Origin of the sequence: Aestuariivivens sediminis (assembly GCF_022662105.1) — a bacterium.
Taxonomy (GTDB): domain Bacteria; phylum Bacteroidota; class Bacteroidia; order Flavobacteriales; family Flavobacteriaceae; genus Aestuariivivens; species Aestuariivivens sediminis.
The window spans coordinates 598845-613583 of sequence record NZ_JAKMCP010000001.1 but is presented as its reverse complement, the minus strand read 5'-3'; the positions used below and the strand labels follow the sequence as shown (position 1 = coordinate 613583).

General features: G+C 40.0%; 12 protein-coding genes. All 12 read right to left on the bottom strand.

Going from position 1 to position 14739, the window contains the following annotated elements; genetic code table 11:
* Window positions 1–2: 2 nt before the first annotated feature.
* The 12 genes from MR054_RS02460 to MR054_RS02405 all read right to left on the bottom strand — a co-directional run bounded on the left by MR054_RS02460 (window position 3) and on the right by MR054_RS02405 (window position 14689).
* Window positions 3–335, bottom strand: coding sequence for an L-rhamnose mutarotase (locus MR054_RS02460; protein ID WP_242084328.1), 333 nt, complete (start codon window positions 333–335; stop codon window positions 3–5).
* 11 nt (window positions 336–346) lie between these two features.
* On the bottom strand, window positions 347–1126 hold the full coding sequence (locus MR054_RS02455) for an L-fucose dehydrogenase (RefSeq protein WP_242155839.1): 780 nt from the start codon (window positions 1124–1126) through the stop codon (window positions 347–349).
* A complete protein-coding gene (locus tag MR054_RS02450; RefSeq protein ID WP_242155837.1) occupies window positions 1123–2556 on the bottom strand; it encodes an alpha-L-fucosidase in 1434 nt (477 codons plus the stop codon). The genes MR054_RS02455 and MR054_RS02450 overlap by 4 nt, the downstream gene beginning before the upstream one ends.
* A 16-nt stretch (window positions 2557–2572) precedes the next feature.
* Window positions 2573–3397 carry an amidohydrolase family protein gene (locus MR054_RS02445; RefSeq protein ID WP_242155835.1) on the bottom strand — a complete coding sequence of 275 codons (825 nt, stop codon included), beginning with the start codon at window positions 3395–3397 and terminating at the stop codon, window positions 2573–2575.
* Window positions 3394–4857, bottom strand: coding sequence for a sulfatase family protein (locus MR054_RS02440; protein ID WP_242155833.1), 1464 nt, complete (start codon window positions 4855–4857; stop codon window positions 3394–3396). Before MR054_RS02440 ends, MR054_RS02445 begins: the two co-directional genes overlap by 4 nt.
* A gap of 26 nt (window positions 4858–4883) precedes the next feature.
* Window positions 4884–5741, bottom strand: a complete 858-nt coding sequence (locus MR054_RS02435; protein ID WP_242155831.1) for a fumarylacetoacetate hydrolase family protein — start codon at window positions 5739–5741, stop codon at window positions 4884–4886.
* 77 nt (window positions 5742–5818) lie between these two features.
* Complete coding sequence (locus MR054_RS02430; protein ID WP_242155830.1) at window positions 5819–6598, bottom strand: SDR family NAD(P)-dependent oxidoreductase; 780 nt, start codon at window positions 6596–6598, stop codon at window positions 5819–5821.
* Window positions 6599–6725: 127 nt separating this feature from the next.
* Window positions 6726–8405: a beta-N-acetylhexosaminidase gene (locus tag MR054_RS02425; protein WP_242155827.1), complete on the bottom strand. Its 1680-nt coding sequence runs from the start codon at window positions 8403–8405 to the stop codon at window positions 6726–6728.
* Window positions 8406–8430: 25 nt separating this feature from the next.
* Complete coding sequence (gene fucP / locus MR054_RS02420) at window positions 8431–9765, bottom strand: L-fucose:H+ symporter permease (protein WP_242155825.1); 1335 nt, start codon at window positions 9763–9765, stop codon at window positions 8431–8433.
* Window positions 9766–9898: 133 nt separating this feature from the next.
* Window positions 9899–11986 (bottom strand): alpha-L-fucosidase, encoded by a 2088-nt coding sequence (locus tag MR054_RS02415; RefSeq protein WP_242155823.1) that lies wholly within the window; start codon window positions 11984–11986, stop codon window positions 9899–9901.
* Window positions 11987–11991: 5 nt separating this feature from the next.
* Entirely contained in the window at window positions 11992–13800 is a 1809-nt protein-coding gene (locus tag MR054_RS02410) for an alpha-L-fucosidase (RefSeq protein ID WP_242155821.1), read from the bottom strand.
* A 79-nt stretch (window positions 13801–13879) separates the two neighbouring features.
* Window positions 13880–14689 (bottom strand): endonuclease/exonuclease/phosphatase family protein, encoded by an 810-nt coding sequence (locus MR054_RS02405; RefSeq protein ID WP_242155819.1) that lies wholly within the window; start codon window positions 14687–14689, stop codon window positions 13880–13882.
* Window positions 14690–14739: the final 50 nt, after the last annotated feature.

Genomic DNA, 14739 nt, shown 5'->3' with positions numbered 1-14739 from the left:
TTTTATTTAAGCTGATAAATTTTTTCCATTAAAAGCCATTTTTCACCCGCTTTGGCAACAGGCAAGGCTTGTTGATACCGCCACATTAAGGTTTCCCATTCTTGTACGTGCGGATTATGAGCATCCATTTCTGCTTTCTTTTCAAAAGAGAATGAAGGATTAACTTCCAGAATCATAAACAAACGGTTGCCAACACAGTATATTTCGGCATTATCGATACCTGCTGCTTTAATACTTTCTGAAATTTCCGGCCAAACGTTTTTATGGTGTCTTTTATATTCTGCAATAAGCTCAGGATCGTTTTTTAGGTCTATTGCCAAACAATATCGTTTCATTTAAACATATTTTATAATGCCCTATCCAAATGGGTGTATCCGCCGTCTACAAAAATGAGCTGACCAGTGGTATGACTTGATCTATTCGAGAGTAAAAAGGCCACGGTATCTCCAATTTCTTCAATGGTGGTCATTCTGTTCTCAAGTGGAATTTTTTGGGTAATGTCCTTTAGTTTTTTTTCGGGATTATCGAAGGTCTGAATCCATTTTTCATAGAGGGGCGTATAGCATTCGGCCACTATGACGGCATTGACTCTTATGCCATAAGGCAGTAATTCTAGGGCCCATTCACGTGTTAAAGCATTTCTGCCACCATTGGCTGCAGCATATCCCGAAGTTCCTCCTTGTCCTGTAACGGAGGTTTTTGAACCAATATTTACAATGGCTCCCTTACTTTTTTTCAATTCGGGTAATACATAGTGTGCCATGGAATAATAGTGTGCCAGGTTGCGCTTGAGCGATTGTATGAAATTCTCGTAATTGCCACCTTCCAATCCAATACCATCGTTTACACCTGCATTATTTACCAGACCATCGATACGCCCATATTTTTTTATAACTTCCAATACTGCAGCTTTGCATTGTTCATCATCGGTGAGCTCGGTAACGGCATATGTTAAATTCACACCTTTTAATTTATGGGTATTGACAACGTCTAATAAGCTTTGTTCATTCCGGCTAATCATCACAGGAATGGCCTTTTCCTGAATGAGCGTTTTAACGATCCCTAATCCTATCCCTTTGGACCCTCCCGTTACGATAATGACTTTATCCCTTAAATTTAAATTCATTGTATTTCTTTACCTATAATTTTGAAACACCAGGCAAAACTATTTTCGTTCCAAGATGATAATATATCTTCCGGAAGGTGAATTTTTAATCCTGATTCTTTGCTGTATTCCCATTTTAAATCGCTGGTATACCCTAATACATTTATGGTTGAATTTTCCTCGGGTTCAATAGAATTTAAAGTGACTATTTTATCTGGTTTTTTCAGGGTAATGGCATAAATAGTGTTCGTGTCTTTTTTCTTGGTAAAACGAAGGTCTTCCCCTTGTTTGAAGTTGTTTTTGAGACGTTCGGTTTTATAGATGGCATCTCCGTTGGTTGATAACCACGTCCCCATTGCCGTTAAACGTTCAACACTGGGTTGTGGAATGAGGCCTTCGGCTGTGGGTCCGACATTTAACAGGTAGTTACCTCCTTTGGCAACAATATCAAGGAGGTTGTGTATGAGTACGGAGGCAGATTTCCAATTCTGGTCATACGACTTGTATCCCCAGGTGTCATTCATGGTCATGCACGATTCCCAATCGGAGGAGGCTGTACCTTCCAAGATTTCCTGTTCAGGTGTGCCAAAATCGCCAGCATAATCCGCATCATCTTTGGTCATTCCCTGCATGCCTTGTCTCCCTTTATCCACTCTGTTATTAATAATGATAGTTGGTTTTAACTCCCTAACATATTGGTATAACGCTTTACCCTGATCGTGAGTGAATTCTTTAACCCATTCGCCATCAAACCATAATATATCCGTATCATATTGGGTTATGAGTTCCTTTATTTGAGGCTTAAGGTAATTTTCCAAATAGTCCTTAAATTCTTTTTTGTCCTCCTCGTTTATTTCTCGATCTCCTGTGTAGGTATCGCTTTGCGCTTTAGGGTGGTGCCAATCCATAATGGAGTGGTAGGTGCCAAACTTAATCCCATGATTTTTACAGGCCTGAGAAAGTTGTTTTAAAATATCTTTGCCATAAGTAGAGAAATCAACCATATCGTATGAAGATACCTCACTGTCCCAAAGCGCAAAGCCATCATGGTGTTTTGAAGTGATAACCACATACTTCATGCCCGCACTTTTCATAAGTTTGGCCCATGCATCTGCATTAAAGTTTACAGGATTAAACTGTTTGGCATAAATTTCATAGTCTTTAATCGGAATTTTAGCTCTTAGCATGATCCACTCCCCAATACCTTTTATTTTTTCTCCGTTATGAATGCCCGCAGGCACAGCATAGGGACCCCAATGGATAAACATGCCAAAACGGGCATTACGCCACCAGGCCATTCTCTCATCAAATTCAGCTTTAGATTCGTTTAAATAATCTGTTTTAATCGCTTCTTTATCAACAGGGGCTTTTTGCTGTTCATGATGTTTGCAAGAAACAATTAGGGATATCAGGAGCAACGATACCAGAGTTCTAGAAAGTAATGTTTTCATTTTAATTAATTTAAGTTTAGCAGTGATAAAAATCCCGGGCATTGATTCCCATAATTTTTGCTTTTTCATAATTCGAAAAAGCACTTATATAGTCTTGTATTATACGCAACTGTTGCTCGTATTTTGCCGCTAACAGACAAACAGGCCAGTCGGAGCCATACAAAACCCTATCGGTCCCAAAGGCTTCAAAAATCACGTCTAAATAAGGTTTAAAGTCAGATATTTTCCATTGGGTTAAGTTGGCTTCGGTGACCATCCCTGATACTTTACAGTAGACGTTCGATGCTTTTGAAAGGGCTATAATATCCTTTTTCCATTGGTCTATTTCCCCAGTTTTAATAAAAGGTTTCCCCATATGGTCCAATACAAATTTTTGATTGGGAAATCTGTGTGCCAATTTTATGGCGGCGTTCAATTGATATGGAAAAACCAGGATGTCATACGTAAGATTAAAACGTTCCAATTTGCTTATGCCATGCTGAAAATCTGTACGCAACATAAAATCATTAGGTTCGGCCTGAACAATATGGCGCACCCCTTTTAACAGCTTGTTTTTTGAATAATGTGATAAACGCTCTTCCAGGTTGTCATTCAATAAATCTACCCATCCAACAACACCTTTTATAAAAGGGCTGGTTTTCGCGCAACTTAAAAGAAATTCGGTCTCTGTTTCCGACGGGTCTGCTTGTACCGCAATGCTCCCATCAATTCCATTTTTTTTAAGAATAGATTGCAAGTCCTGTGGCAAAAAATCCTTTCTGATGGTTGCCATAGAATCATCTATCCAGGCATCACGGACGGGATTGTAATTCCAAAAATGTTGATGGCTGTCCAGGGTCATGATATCACCTTGTTATAAATGGATTTTAGGTCTAACGAATCTCCTTTTTCCTTTTGTAAAGTAATCAAGTCCTTAAAAAGAGTTTTAATTAATGCCCTGTTCTTTTTATCCGTTGCGATATTCTTTAGCTCCAGGGGGTCATGCTTTAGGTTATACAACAAGATTTGCTTCGTTTTTGGATAAAGTATTAATTTGTAATAATCTTTTCTAATCATTCGTTGAGATCTTGCTTCATACACCCCATAAATACCATTGTATTTGCTTTTTTTGTCCTGATCTTCGATTAAATTTAAAAGACTATTGAATTCGATATACTCTGGTTTTTGTACACCGGCAAGGTCCAATGCCGTGGCCATGATGTCCTGTAAATACACACCGGCATCTACTTTTTTGTTTTTGGGAAGATCTGGTCCAACCATCATCAAAGGCACCCTTATGCTGTGGTCGTACATGTTCTGTTTCCCCATTAAGCCATGTTCCCCTACGGATAATCCGTGATCGGACGTAAAAAAGATATAGGTATTGTCCATTAGACCGTAATCTTCCAAAGCATTCAAAATAGCTTTAATCTGATCGTCCAGATGTGTGGTAATGGCATAATACTCTTGCCGGTTTACTTTTACTGCATATTCTGTTCTGGGAAAAGGCGCTAATTTTTCATCTCTTAAATTTTGCCCGGCTCCCATAATTTCGGCGTAAGGGTATTCGGGAAGATAACTTTTGGGAACAGTAATTTTTTCAAGTGGGTACTGATCCACATAAGCTTTGGGAGACTGCCTGGGATCGTGAGGCGCATTAAAAGCCACATACATAAAAAAGGGCTCTTTTTTTTGAGCTGCACTATCAAGAAAAAACAGGGCATCTTGCTTAACTAATTCACTCCAATGTGTACCTCCTTTCCAATAGCCGCCAAATTCTTTTTTCCAGGGTTTCCATAAGGTATCGGTTTTATCCTTCGGGCGATCATAGCCCTCAGGGGTATCAAAAGGCATGCCTCTAAGGACATGACCTACGTGATTAAATATTTTTTCAGGTTTGGCTTGAACATGCCATTTACCGGTCATGTAGGTGTCATAACCCTGGGTTTGCATTAATCGTGGCCATGTTTTATCCAAAGCGTCGTCCTGAGAATAGGCTTTGGAAATTTCCTGAGCCCGCCATATCGACCGCCCACTTATCATCATAGCTCGGGAAGCAAGGCATATAGCCCCATTCCAGCCACCCATATTAAAGGCATGTGTAAAAGTAACGCCCTCATGGACCAATTTATCCATAGTAGGGGTGAGGATTTCTTCATTACCTAAGGCATGGATCGCTTTGAAACTTTGATCGTCCGTGAAAATAAAGACAATATTGGGTTTATTCCTAATTTCAATGGAATCCTGTCGGTTTTTACCAAGTTGTGTACATCCCAAAAAGGTTGAAACAAATAAGGCTATAATAATTAAACGGTGTTTCATAGTACTAAAAACATAGGTTCTTTAATTTATTCAATGAAAGCTTTAGCTACCTGTCTTGAAACCCCTAAACCATCAATACCCAGTTCCATGACATCTCCAGGTTTAAGGTATATTGGAGGATCGAAACCTAATCCAACCCCGAAAGGAGTCCCTGTTGAAATGATATCTCCCGGGAGTAAGGTCATGAATTGAGAGATATAGGATACAACTTCTTCGACATTAAAAATAAAATCGGAGGTCGAAGAATGCTGTAATTCTTTACCATTAACCTTTAACCAGAGGTTGAGGTTATTGGGGTTCGGAATTTCATCTTTTGTGGCAATGAATGGACCAATAGGGGCAAAGGTATCACAACTTTTGCCCTTGCACCACTGACCTTCTTTCTCTATTTGAAAGGCCCGTTCGGAGATATCGTTATGAAGCACATAACCGGCAATATGGTTGTAGGCTTCCTCTTTTTTAACATAAGATGCTTTTTTACCAATGACTATAGCCAATTCTACTTCCCAATCTGTTTTTTCACTTCCTTTTGGAATTATGACGTCGTCGTTGGGACCAACCAAAGCAGACGTGGCCTTAAAGAAGAGAACGGGCTCCCTGGGAATAGCCATGCCTGCCTCCTGGGCGTGTTTGGCGTAGTTCAGGCCTACACATACTATTTTCGAGGGACGCTGTAAAGGCGCTCCCAATCTAACCCTATTTTCTACTTTCGGACAAAGGTCCTGATTTTCCTTTAACCATGCTTCCAAGCGTTCAATACCGTCACCACCAAAAAAGGTTTCGCTATAATCCTCTCCAAAACCGGATACATCCAATCTAGCACCGTTATCTAATTGCACACCTGGTTTTTCAAGGCCTACTGCTCCAAATCGTATGAGTTTCATTTAAATTATAATTATCTACTTTATGTATAATCGTTTTTTAATTGAACATTTATGTTCAAATGTCCATCCTTGCCTTTTTATCCGTTTAATTTAATAAATCCACCGTCAATAGGAAAATCTGTCCCGGTAATAAATGCGGCTTCGTCTGAACATAAATATAAGGCCAAATGGGCAATTTCTTCAGGTTTACCCATGCGTCCTATGGGTTGGGTTTTTGAAAGGGCATCGAACATCTCAGCCTCATTCCCCGGGTAATTCTTTTTTATGAATCCGTCTACAAAAGGGGTATGTACCCTTGCCGGTGAAATACAATTACATCGAATACCGGATGCAATATAATCCTTAGCTATCGAATAGGTCATGGTCAATACGGCCCCTTTGGACATGGAATAGGCAAAGCGATCCGAAATACCAACCGACGAAGCAATAGAGGCCATATTAACGATAACACCGCCGCCTTGTTTTTTCATGATGGGGACCACGGCATGCAAACAGTTGTAAACGCCTTTAATATTCACATTGTAAACCCGGTCTAAATCCTCCTCTTTGGTGTTTTCCACATTCCCAACATGGGCGATTCCGGCATTATTGACAAGAATGTCTATATTACCATGCTCCGCGATATTTTTGATGGTTTCCATAACTTGCTCATGATTCGATACATCACATGGGTAAATATTAGCTTTGCCGCTAATTCCAATACTATCCGGGATGACACTCTTGTCATGCTCAGCATTCAATTCCAGTATATGCACATGCGCGCCTTGATCAGCAAATACAGTAGATATCGCCTTGCCAATGCCACTGGCGCCCCCGGTGATAATAGCCGATTTTCCTTTCAGGCTGAATTTTGACATACTCATTTTATTAAGCATCTGATTACAAGCGGTAAGGTAATACTTTTATGGCTTGTCTAAAAAAAAAGCAATAAAAGTATCAATGCCAATACTTTTATTGCCCAAACAAAAAACAAAATCAAACTATTTACTCATCTATACTATGTTTGGCATAATTTACTCCCATGGCATCAAATCTTTTAGAAAAATGCTGTAATCTGGAGTGGAAATCATCCCAATTTCTTGACTCTTTTGGAGTCCAAACGACTTCCGACAAGGCGGTCATCCGTGGTAAAATCATATATTCAACATAATCGGTCGTTTTCATATATTCCGTCCAAACATTGCCTTGAGCACCTAAAATAAATTTACCTTCCTCATCAGTCAGCTCTTCAGGAGTTGGCTCATATGCATACACATCGCCAACCGTAGTTTTTCCTCCTATCGCCAAAGGTTCATTTTCTATATCTTCGGATTGATAATGATCAAAATAGCAGGAGCTGTTCGGGGTCATTATCACATCATGGTTTTGCTTGGCCGCTTCAATACCGCCTTCTATACCTCGCCATGACATTACCGTTGCATTGGGTGCCAAACCTCCTTCTAGAATTTCGTCCCAGCCGATGATGTTTTTACCTTTTGAATTTAGATATTTCTCAATACGTGTTATGAAATAACTTTGTAATTCGTGCTCATCTTCCAAACCTTCGGTTTTAATTCTTTGTTGACAATTCGAACATCTTTCCCAATTTTCTTTTGGGCATTCATCACCACCGATATGAATATATTCTGAAGGGAATAAAGGAATAACTTCATCCAGTACATCTTGAAGAAAAGCAAAGGTCTCTTCTTTACCGGCACAATACACATCCGGAAAAACACCCCAAGTTTCCTGTACGATTTTGGGTCTTCCTGCATCCTGAATGGCTTTGCCTTTTTCGGACATCATGTCGTTGGTTACCACGGTTGGTTCCTCCGGAAAACAACTTAAATTCGGGTAAGCAGCTATAGCTGCACTACTGTGCCCGGGTAACTCTATTTCCGGAATAACAGATACATGTCTTTCGCTGGCATAGGCCACGATATCTTTGATTTCTTCTTGCGTATAAAAACCACCGTAGGGGATTTGGTCATTTGCCGTACCCGGATGGTGGCCTACAATGGTGCCATTTCTAAAGGCTCCAATTTCTGTTAATTTGGGGTACTTTTTAATCTCTATCCGCCATCCTTGGTCTTCCGTAAGATGCCAATGAAAGGTGTTCATTTTATGAAGAGCAATTAAATCGATAAAGGTTTTTATAAAATCTACCGGAAAGAAATGGCGAGCCACATCCAGATGCATCCCTCTGTATTGATATCTGGGATGGTCTGTAATGGTAACAGCCGGGAGGGTCAATTCGCCGAGGGGATTGATTTTAGATTCAACAGAAGCAGACATTAATTGCCTTAGCGTTTGAATGCCATAAAATACACCTTTAGCAGTTTTTCCTGAAATAGTGATCTGGTTATATGATACCGAAAGGGTATAGCCCTCTTCGTTCTCAATAGTGTCATCCAGTTGTAGTTGAATATTCCCATTATCTCCGGTATTAATGGTGACACCGGCAGAATAGCTTAACATTTGAGCAAGAAAACCGGCCTCGTTCTGCAGGGCATCGCTCGCGGAAATTTTCGTTTTTGAATCAACTAAAAATTTCCCGTTTGAAGGTTGTATTGAAACGGGCTGGGGTATGATTTGATAGTCTTGATCCTTATTTTCTGTGTTTTTGTACTTATTGTTGCATGAAAAAGCAAATAGGATTATAAATACTAGAATGATTACTCTCATAAGTTATTTGTAGGATGTTTTTATGTTAATGTACTGTGTGTAATATATCGTCTGTGGCTTCATGTCTTTTAAATACCCTTAAACCATACCATGCTATATATAGGAAACAGAGCAGGGGTAGGATAAAGGAGAAATTAACTTCTGAAACTCCCAAAATTTTGGTATCGGCCACACCATTGCCTCCGGCATCTATAATTATACCTTGAAGCTTAGGCATAAGAGCTCCACCCACAATGGCCATAACCAGACCGGCCGAACCGATTTTTGATTGCTCTTCGGTTAAATCTCCTAAGGCTATTCCATATATGGTCGGGAACATTAACGACATGAAAAATGAAATGGCCACTAGGCTGTATAAACCGAATAGGTCTTGTATAAACATAGTTCCTAAGGTAAATGCCATGGCCAATAAAGCAAAGTACATCAGTAGTTTACCGGAACTAAAGAATCGTAACATGTAGGTGCCAACAGCTCGACCAACAATAAATAAACCAAACGCTACAAGTTGGTAACTTCCTGCTGTAACACTATCAATACCAATGCCTTCGGCATATTGGTAAATATAAGTCCAGCACATGATTTGGGCGCCTACATATAAAATCTGCGCCAATACTCCAAGTATATACTTTACGTTTCGAGCTAAGGTTGCAAAGGTGTCACCTATACCGGGCATGTCACCTTCATCCTTGGATTGAGGCATTTTGCTCAATAAAAAAATAACAAATACGGCTGTAATTACCAACCCTAGAATAACATAGGGGTTACGAATAACCATGAGATCTGAGGTTCTTATCAGTACTTTTGAAGCCTCATCCAGGGCACGGAAATTCTCAACGTCATCTGACTGTAAATTTTTTAAAACAAATTGCTGAGCCACTAACAAACCTGCTATAAGGCCTACCGGATTAAATGCTTGGGCTAAATTCAAACGTTGAGTTGCGGTTTCCTTAGCCCCCATGGCCAAAATATAGGGGTTGGCTGCTGTTTCTAAAAAGGCAAGGCCAAACGTTAAAATGTACAGGCCAATACAGAAAAATAAAAAACTTTCTGTCTGTGCCGCAGGAAAAAATAATAAAGCTCCCGTAGCATATAAGGCTAACCCAATTAGAACACCAATTTTATAAGAATATTTACGCATAAACATGGCTGCCGGAAGCGCCATGCAAAAATAACCCCCATAAAACGCCATCTGAACCCAAGCCGCCTGGGAATTTGAAAGTTCCAACACTTTTTTAAATGCCTGAACCATTGGATCCGTTACCGCATTGGCAAAACCCCATAGCGCAAAAAGAGAGGTTACTAAAATAAAAGGTATTACAACCTTTTTTGATACTACTGGAATTTTACTAAATGTATCCATAAATTGAGCAGTCTGTTATGTGGGCTTAAAATACTAAACCCACGGGTTAATCTTAATTTTTTTCGCCGAACAGCTTCTAAAAGGCTCTCGATATAGTTTTTCCCACTATTAATTGAGCGCTGTTTCGCGCCTCTTAACGGGTCTTGATGTCTAATTCTGCAATGGACATCTGTTGGGCATCGTCAATTAATTTTATGCCCTCCAACTTGATATAGCGACCGCTTACCGGATTAAAGGTAATCATTTGTTCTATGGGATTGTTTTTAATATTGCCAAACTCCCCTTGTGCCGTTGGTGTCCAATGGTTTTGGTCATTACTGACGTAAAATTTATATTGGGATATAATGCCCACGGGCCAGCGCCCTGTCATGGGTACATAATTAAATCCTGAAATGTTGTACACTTTGCCAAGATCTATCACAATGTTTTGAGTATTACTACTCGATCCGGATAACCAGAAGGAGTGGTTATCATCGTCTATGCATTTTTGAGCCTCGGAAATATCTCCGGAGCTAATTTTAATAATTTTCCAATCTTTTTTGCTAATATCAAAATACCAGGACCTGGTCGAAGTTTTCTCGTTGTTATCCGGATTATAGGCTATGGCCTTTAAAGTTGTGGGTTCATTTATTATGAAGGAATCATGGTATTTGGTGGAAAGGGATGAAGGCTCCGAGCCATCAATGGTATAAAAGATTTCAATGTTCTTATCGGCCACAGACAAGGTGACATTACCTTCTAAATTGCGGTTAGCTACGGGTTGAGTAAGTAAATGAGGCGCATGGTACAAGGCCACGTTAGACAGGGTTATGGCTGCTTTGGCTGAAGAAATTGTCACTCTAATTTTTAATGCTTCCACCGTGTCGAATCGTAGGATCCGTTTATTACCAATGGTCGTTTGTTCATCAATTAATTTCCATATACCATCCACTTCGGCTTCAACGGTAAATGCTTTCACGCGTTGCCCAAGGGGGATGTATTCCTCCAATACTATGCGGTTAACCTTTGTTGGTTTTTCAAAGCTTAACGTTAGGGCCGCCTGGGTAATGTTATCATCTGTTGCCCAATAGGTGTCGGGATTATTGTCTTTGACAAGAAACGCCTCAAACCTGGAACTATTACCGCGAACATTGGTAGCCGTCACTTGTGTATAAGCAGCTAAATTGATAGAAAAGTCTTTATCCATTTGTGTTTTAAAGGCCATTAATTGGCTTGCATCATTTTCGTGGACTAACCCTCTGTAATCTACGGGAAGATTCAGTAATAATGAGGCATTCCTTCCTATGGATTCGTAATATATTTTTACCAAATGCGCTAATGATTTTACTTGACTGTCTTCTGCGGGATGGTAATACCATCCCGGACGAATGGAAACATCACATTCGGCAGGAACCCAATGCGTCCCATCCTCATGGCCGGAGCGCAATTCAATGTATTTTTGGTAACCTGGGTAAACTTCATTACGTCTTAGCAAGCACCAATTGGTTTCATTGGCCCAGCCTTCTTCATTACCAACCCAACGCACACCAGGGCCACCATCACCAAAAATTACGGCATTAGGCTGCAATTCCCTTACAATCGCAATGGCTTTATCCCATTGGTAATAGGTTTTGTTGTCGATTTTTCGAGTCTCATTGGCCCCGCCATAATAGCCTGAACCACCATTCGCACCGTCGAACCAAACCTCGAAAATATCACCGTAGTTTGTAAGTAGTTCCCGCAACTGATTATGAAAATAGGTCACATATTCAGGTTTGCCGTAGGCCGCATGGTTTCTGTCCCAAGGAGATAAATAGATCCCCATTTTTAATCCGTATGCCTTACAAGCTTCAGACAGCTCTTTTAGCACATCACCTTGACCATTTTTCCATGGAGAATTTTTTACGGAATGTTCGGTATATTGAGATGGCCATAAACAGAAGCCATCATGGTGTTTAGCGGTAATAATAACCCCTTTCATTCCTGCATCCTTAATGGTTTTGGCCCATTGTCTGGTATCTAATTGGGTTGGATTGAATTGTTCGGGTTTTTCGCTTCCATCGCCCCATTCCATATTAGTAAACGTATTCATGTTAAAATGAATAAAAGCATAATATTCCATATCATGCCAGGTTAATTGTCGTTCGGATGGAAGGGGGCCGTAAGGTTCTGGTGCTTTGATCGTTGTGCAAGTCAGACAAAGTAATGAAAGAATTAATAGGAATGACGCTTTGAACTGCATGGGCTTTAATTAAAATTAGGGTTTTCTATGAGAAAGGTCCAGGCATCATGCGAGGGTAATTCATTATAGTGTATGCCTTTTGTGTTAATGATCAGGGTATTGTTGTCGTAGGTCCAATCTAAGGTCTTATCCAGGCCTAACATTTTAACTTTGGCATCCTTACCCGGATTTGGAATCGTCAAAATTAATTTGTCTTCAGGCCATTCAAAACTTATGGCGTATAAATGGCCTTTGTTTTTTGTGTAGCACAAATAGGTTTTTAGGGAAGTATAATTTCCTTTTAGTCCATGTCTTCTTTGTTCCTTATCCAAATAAAAAGCCGATTCAGGAACCACCTGTTTTTCCAAAGTCTTATTTTGCCATAACAGTTTTATGGATGCGTTAAGATCTTTTTCACTGTACCGTATTTTAATGGGGTAGGCTGTACCTGATTTTAATTTTAAAATGCCCTTGTTAACAGTGCTGTTATTGGCGTCCATGACTTCAGATTGTGTGCCTTTATTGGTGGCATCTACGTTGATGATTAGTTTACCATCAATAAACAGGCTTGCCTCGTCATCTGCTTCAATCTCAAAGGTATAACTCCCGGTTTCCGGTACCACAATAAATCCATTCCATTCCACAGAGAAATGGTCTTCCTTGAGGCCCTTTACAGGGGAGTTTCTCACCCAATTAAAGTTGATGGTTTCATCAATACGTTCTATATGAATTTCTTTTTCTACTTCTGGAGTCGAATAGGGCTCAGCACCATATATCGCATCGCCATTAATGTGTAACCAATCGCCTAATTGTATCAGGCGCTCTTGCTGAATGAGAGGAATTTGTCCATCAGCTTTGGGGCCCACATTTAAAATCATGCCGCCCCCATTGGCCACGGACTGTACAAAGCGATGTATTAATTCCTTAGAGGTACCATAGGCCTCCAGATCTTCGTTACGGTTTAAACCAAACGATCTCCCAAGACCCCTTACTTCGGTCCATGGTCTATGGGTTACTTTTATCCCTGCACTGTACTCCGGGGTTAAAAAGCCAACATCTAACCCACTGCCCCATCTATTATTGACAATGGCGTCCTTGCCCACCACAGTATAATACCAATGGATGAGTTCTGCAGAATGCCATTGCTCAGCACTATTAAACCATTCGCCATCGGCAAAAATAAGCGTGGGTTTATAGGTTTTAACCAATTCTTTAAATTGTGGAATCATGTAATGGTCCACATATTGGGCTATGCTATCATGAGGATCCGTGTACCAGCGGTGCAAGGGGTGGTTCCATTCGGCTAAAGAATAGTAAAGTCCCATTTTTAGGTCAGTTTTTCTCACCGCTGTGGTCAATTCACCGACAATATCCCTTTTTGGACCGACATCCATACTGTTCCAATTTCTATTGTACTTGCTTGGCCAAAGGGTATAGCCGTCGTGATGTTTGGAGACCAACACAACATATTTAGCACCGGCTCTTTTAAATAAGGTCGCCCATTCCTCCGGATTAAACAATTCAGCTTTAAATAAGGGTGCAAAATCCTTGTAGGTAAAGTTTTGGCCGTAGGTATTTTTCATGAAGTTGGTCCGTAAGCTGTCTTTCACCTGAAGTCCCCTTAAAAACCATTCGCCATAGGATTCTTTACCGCCATATGCCGGCACAGAATATAACCCCCAATGAATAAAAATCCCCAGCTTGGCATCCTTAAACCATTCCGGGTAAGGACGCTCAGTGATTTCTTTAGTGTAATCCAGTGTACTGATGCTCTGCGAATACAGCATTTGTGTTAATCCAATAAACATAAAACACCAAACCAGGTTCTTTCCCATATATCTAAATTTAAAATCTTTATTACATATCATTATTTAAGCTACCCTTTATACAGGTTACAACCCTTAAGTTCTATGATTATCCCCCTGTGTTTTTAATCCCATTGTCGGATCCTTCCTGATTATTAATTAATTCGATTTCTGCAAAGACGGGTAAATGATCAGACAGGTATTTACAATTATTGGAGTCACTTAATATGGCATATTTCTTTACCTCGATATTGGTCTTGCTGGTAAAAATATAATCGATTCGATTATTGACGGGGACATTAAAATTAAAGCCATTAAAGGTGCCTTCCGGACCAAAGGGAGGAGCAAGACTAGCCCATTTGGCATCGTTAAATTGCCGCGATAAAAATGTAATAGGTTCGCTTTCCGGTTCTAAATTGAAATCACCGGTTATAATCACCGGGTCATTTTTTTTATTTAAACGTTTTATGGTATCCACAAGAAGTTTCGAACTTTCCTTCCTTGCAATAACACCAATATGATCGAAGTGCGTATTAAACACCCAAAATTGGGCTTCGGTTTTTAGGTCTTCAAATAGGGCATAGGTGCATATGCGCTCCATAGAGGCGTCCCAGCCCACCGATATTTTTTCCGGCGATTCAGATAACCAAAAGGTATGTTCTTTAATCACTTTTAATGCCTTGGAATTATAAAAAATAGCGCTGTATTCCCCTTTAGTTTTGCCATCATTTCTACCAACCCCAATATAGTTGTAATGAACAAGGACACTATCCAGATAGGATACCTGATGATGCAATCCTTCCTGAATTCCCAGAATATCGGGTTCATAAAAAAGGATTTGATGACTTAAAAGGTGCTTTCTTTTAGTCCATTGGTTCTCACCATCATTCGGATTGTCGTACCGGATGTTATAAGTCATTATTTTGTGGGTTTGGCCAGGCATTGTCAAACTTAAAAAAAGAAAAAAGC

Excerpts from the sequence above, each read along its gene's own strand:
- MR054_RS02415 (WP_242155823.1), bottom strand. The coding sequence starts at position 11,986 with ATGCAGTTCAAAGCGTCATTCCTATTAATTCTTTCATTACTTTGTCTG.
- fucP (WP_242155825.1), bottom strand. The coding sequence starts at position 9,765 with ATGGATACATTTAGTAAAATTCCAGTAGTATCAAAAAAGGTTGTAATA.
- MR054_RS02405 (WP_242155819.1), bottom strand. The coding sequence starts at position 14,689 with ATGACTTATAACATCCGGTACGACAATCCGAATGATGGTGAGAACCAA.
- MR054_RS02455 (WP_242155839.1), bottom strand. The coding sequence starts at position 1,126 with ATGAATTTAAATTTAAGGGATAAAGTCATTATCGTAACGGGAGGGTCC.
- MR054_RS02435 (WP_242155831.1), bottom strand. The coding sequence starts at position 5,741 with ATGAAACTCATACGATTTGGAGCAGTAGGCCTTGAAAAACCAGGTGTG.
- MR054_RS02450 (WP_242155837.1), bottom strand. The coding sequence starts at position 2,556 with ATGAAAACATTACTTTCTAGAACTCTGGTATCGTTGCTCCTGATATCC.
- MR054_RS02430 (WP_242155830.1), bottom strand. The coding sequence starts at position 6,598 with ATGTCAAAATTCAGCCTGAAAGGAAAATCGGCTATTATCACCGGGGGC.
- MR054_RS02425 (WP_242155827.1), bottom strand. The coding sequence starts at position 8,405 with ATGAGAGTAATCATTCTAGTATTTATAATCCTATTTGCTTTTTCATGC.
- MR054_RS02410 (WP_242155821.1), bottom strand. The coding sequence starts at position 13,800 with ATGGGAAAGAACCTGGTTTGGTGTTTTATGTTTATTGGATTAACACAA.
- MR054_RS02460 (WP_242084328.1), bottom strand. The coding sequence starts at position 335 with ATGAAACGATATTGTTTGGCAATAGACCTAAAAAACGATCCTGAGCTT.
- MR054_RS02440 (WP_242155833.1), bottom strand. The coding sequence starts at position 4,857 with ATGAAACACCGTTTAATTATTATAGCCTTATTTGTTTCAACCTTTTTG.
- MR054_RS02445 (WP_242155835.1), bottom strand. The coding sequence starts at position 3,397 with ATGACCCTGGACAGCCATCAACATTTTTGGAATTACAATCCCGTCCGT.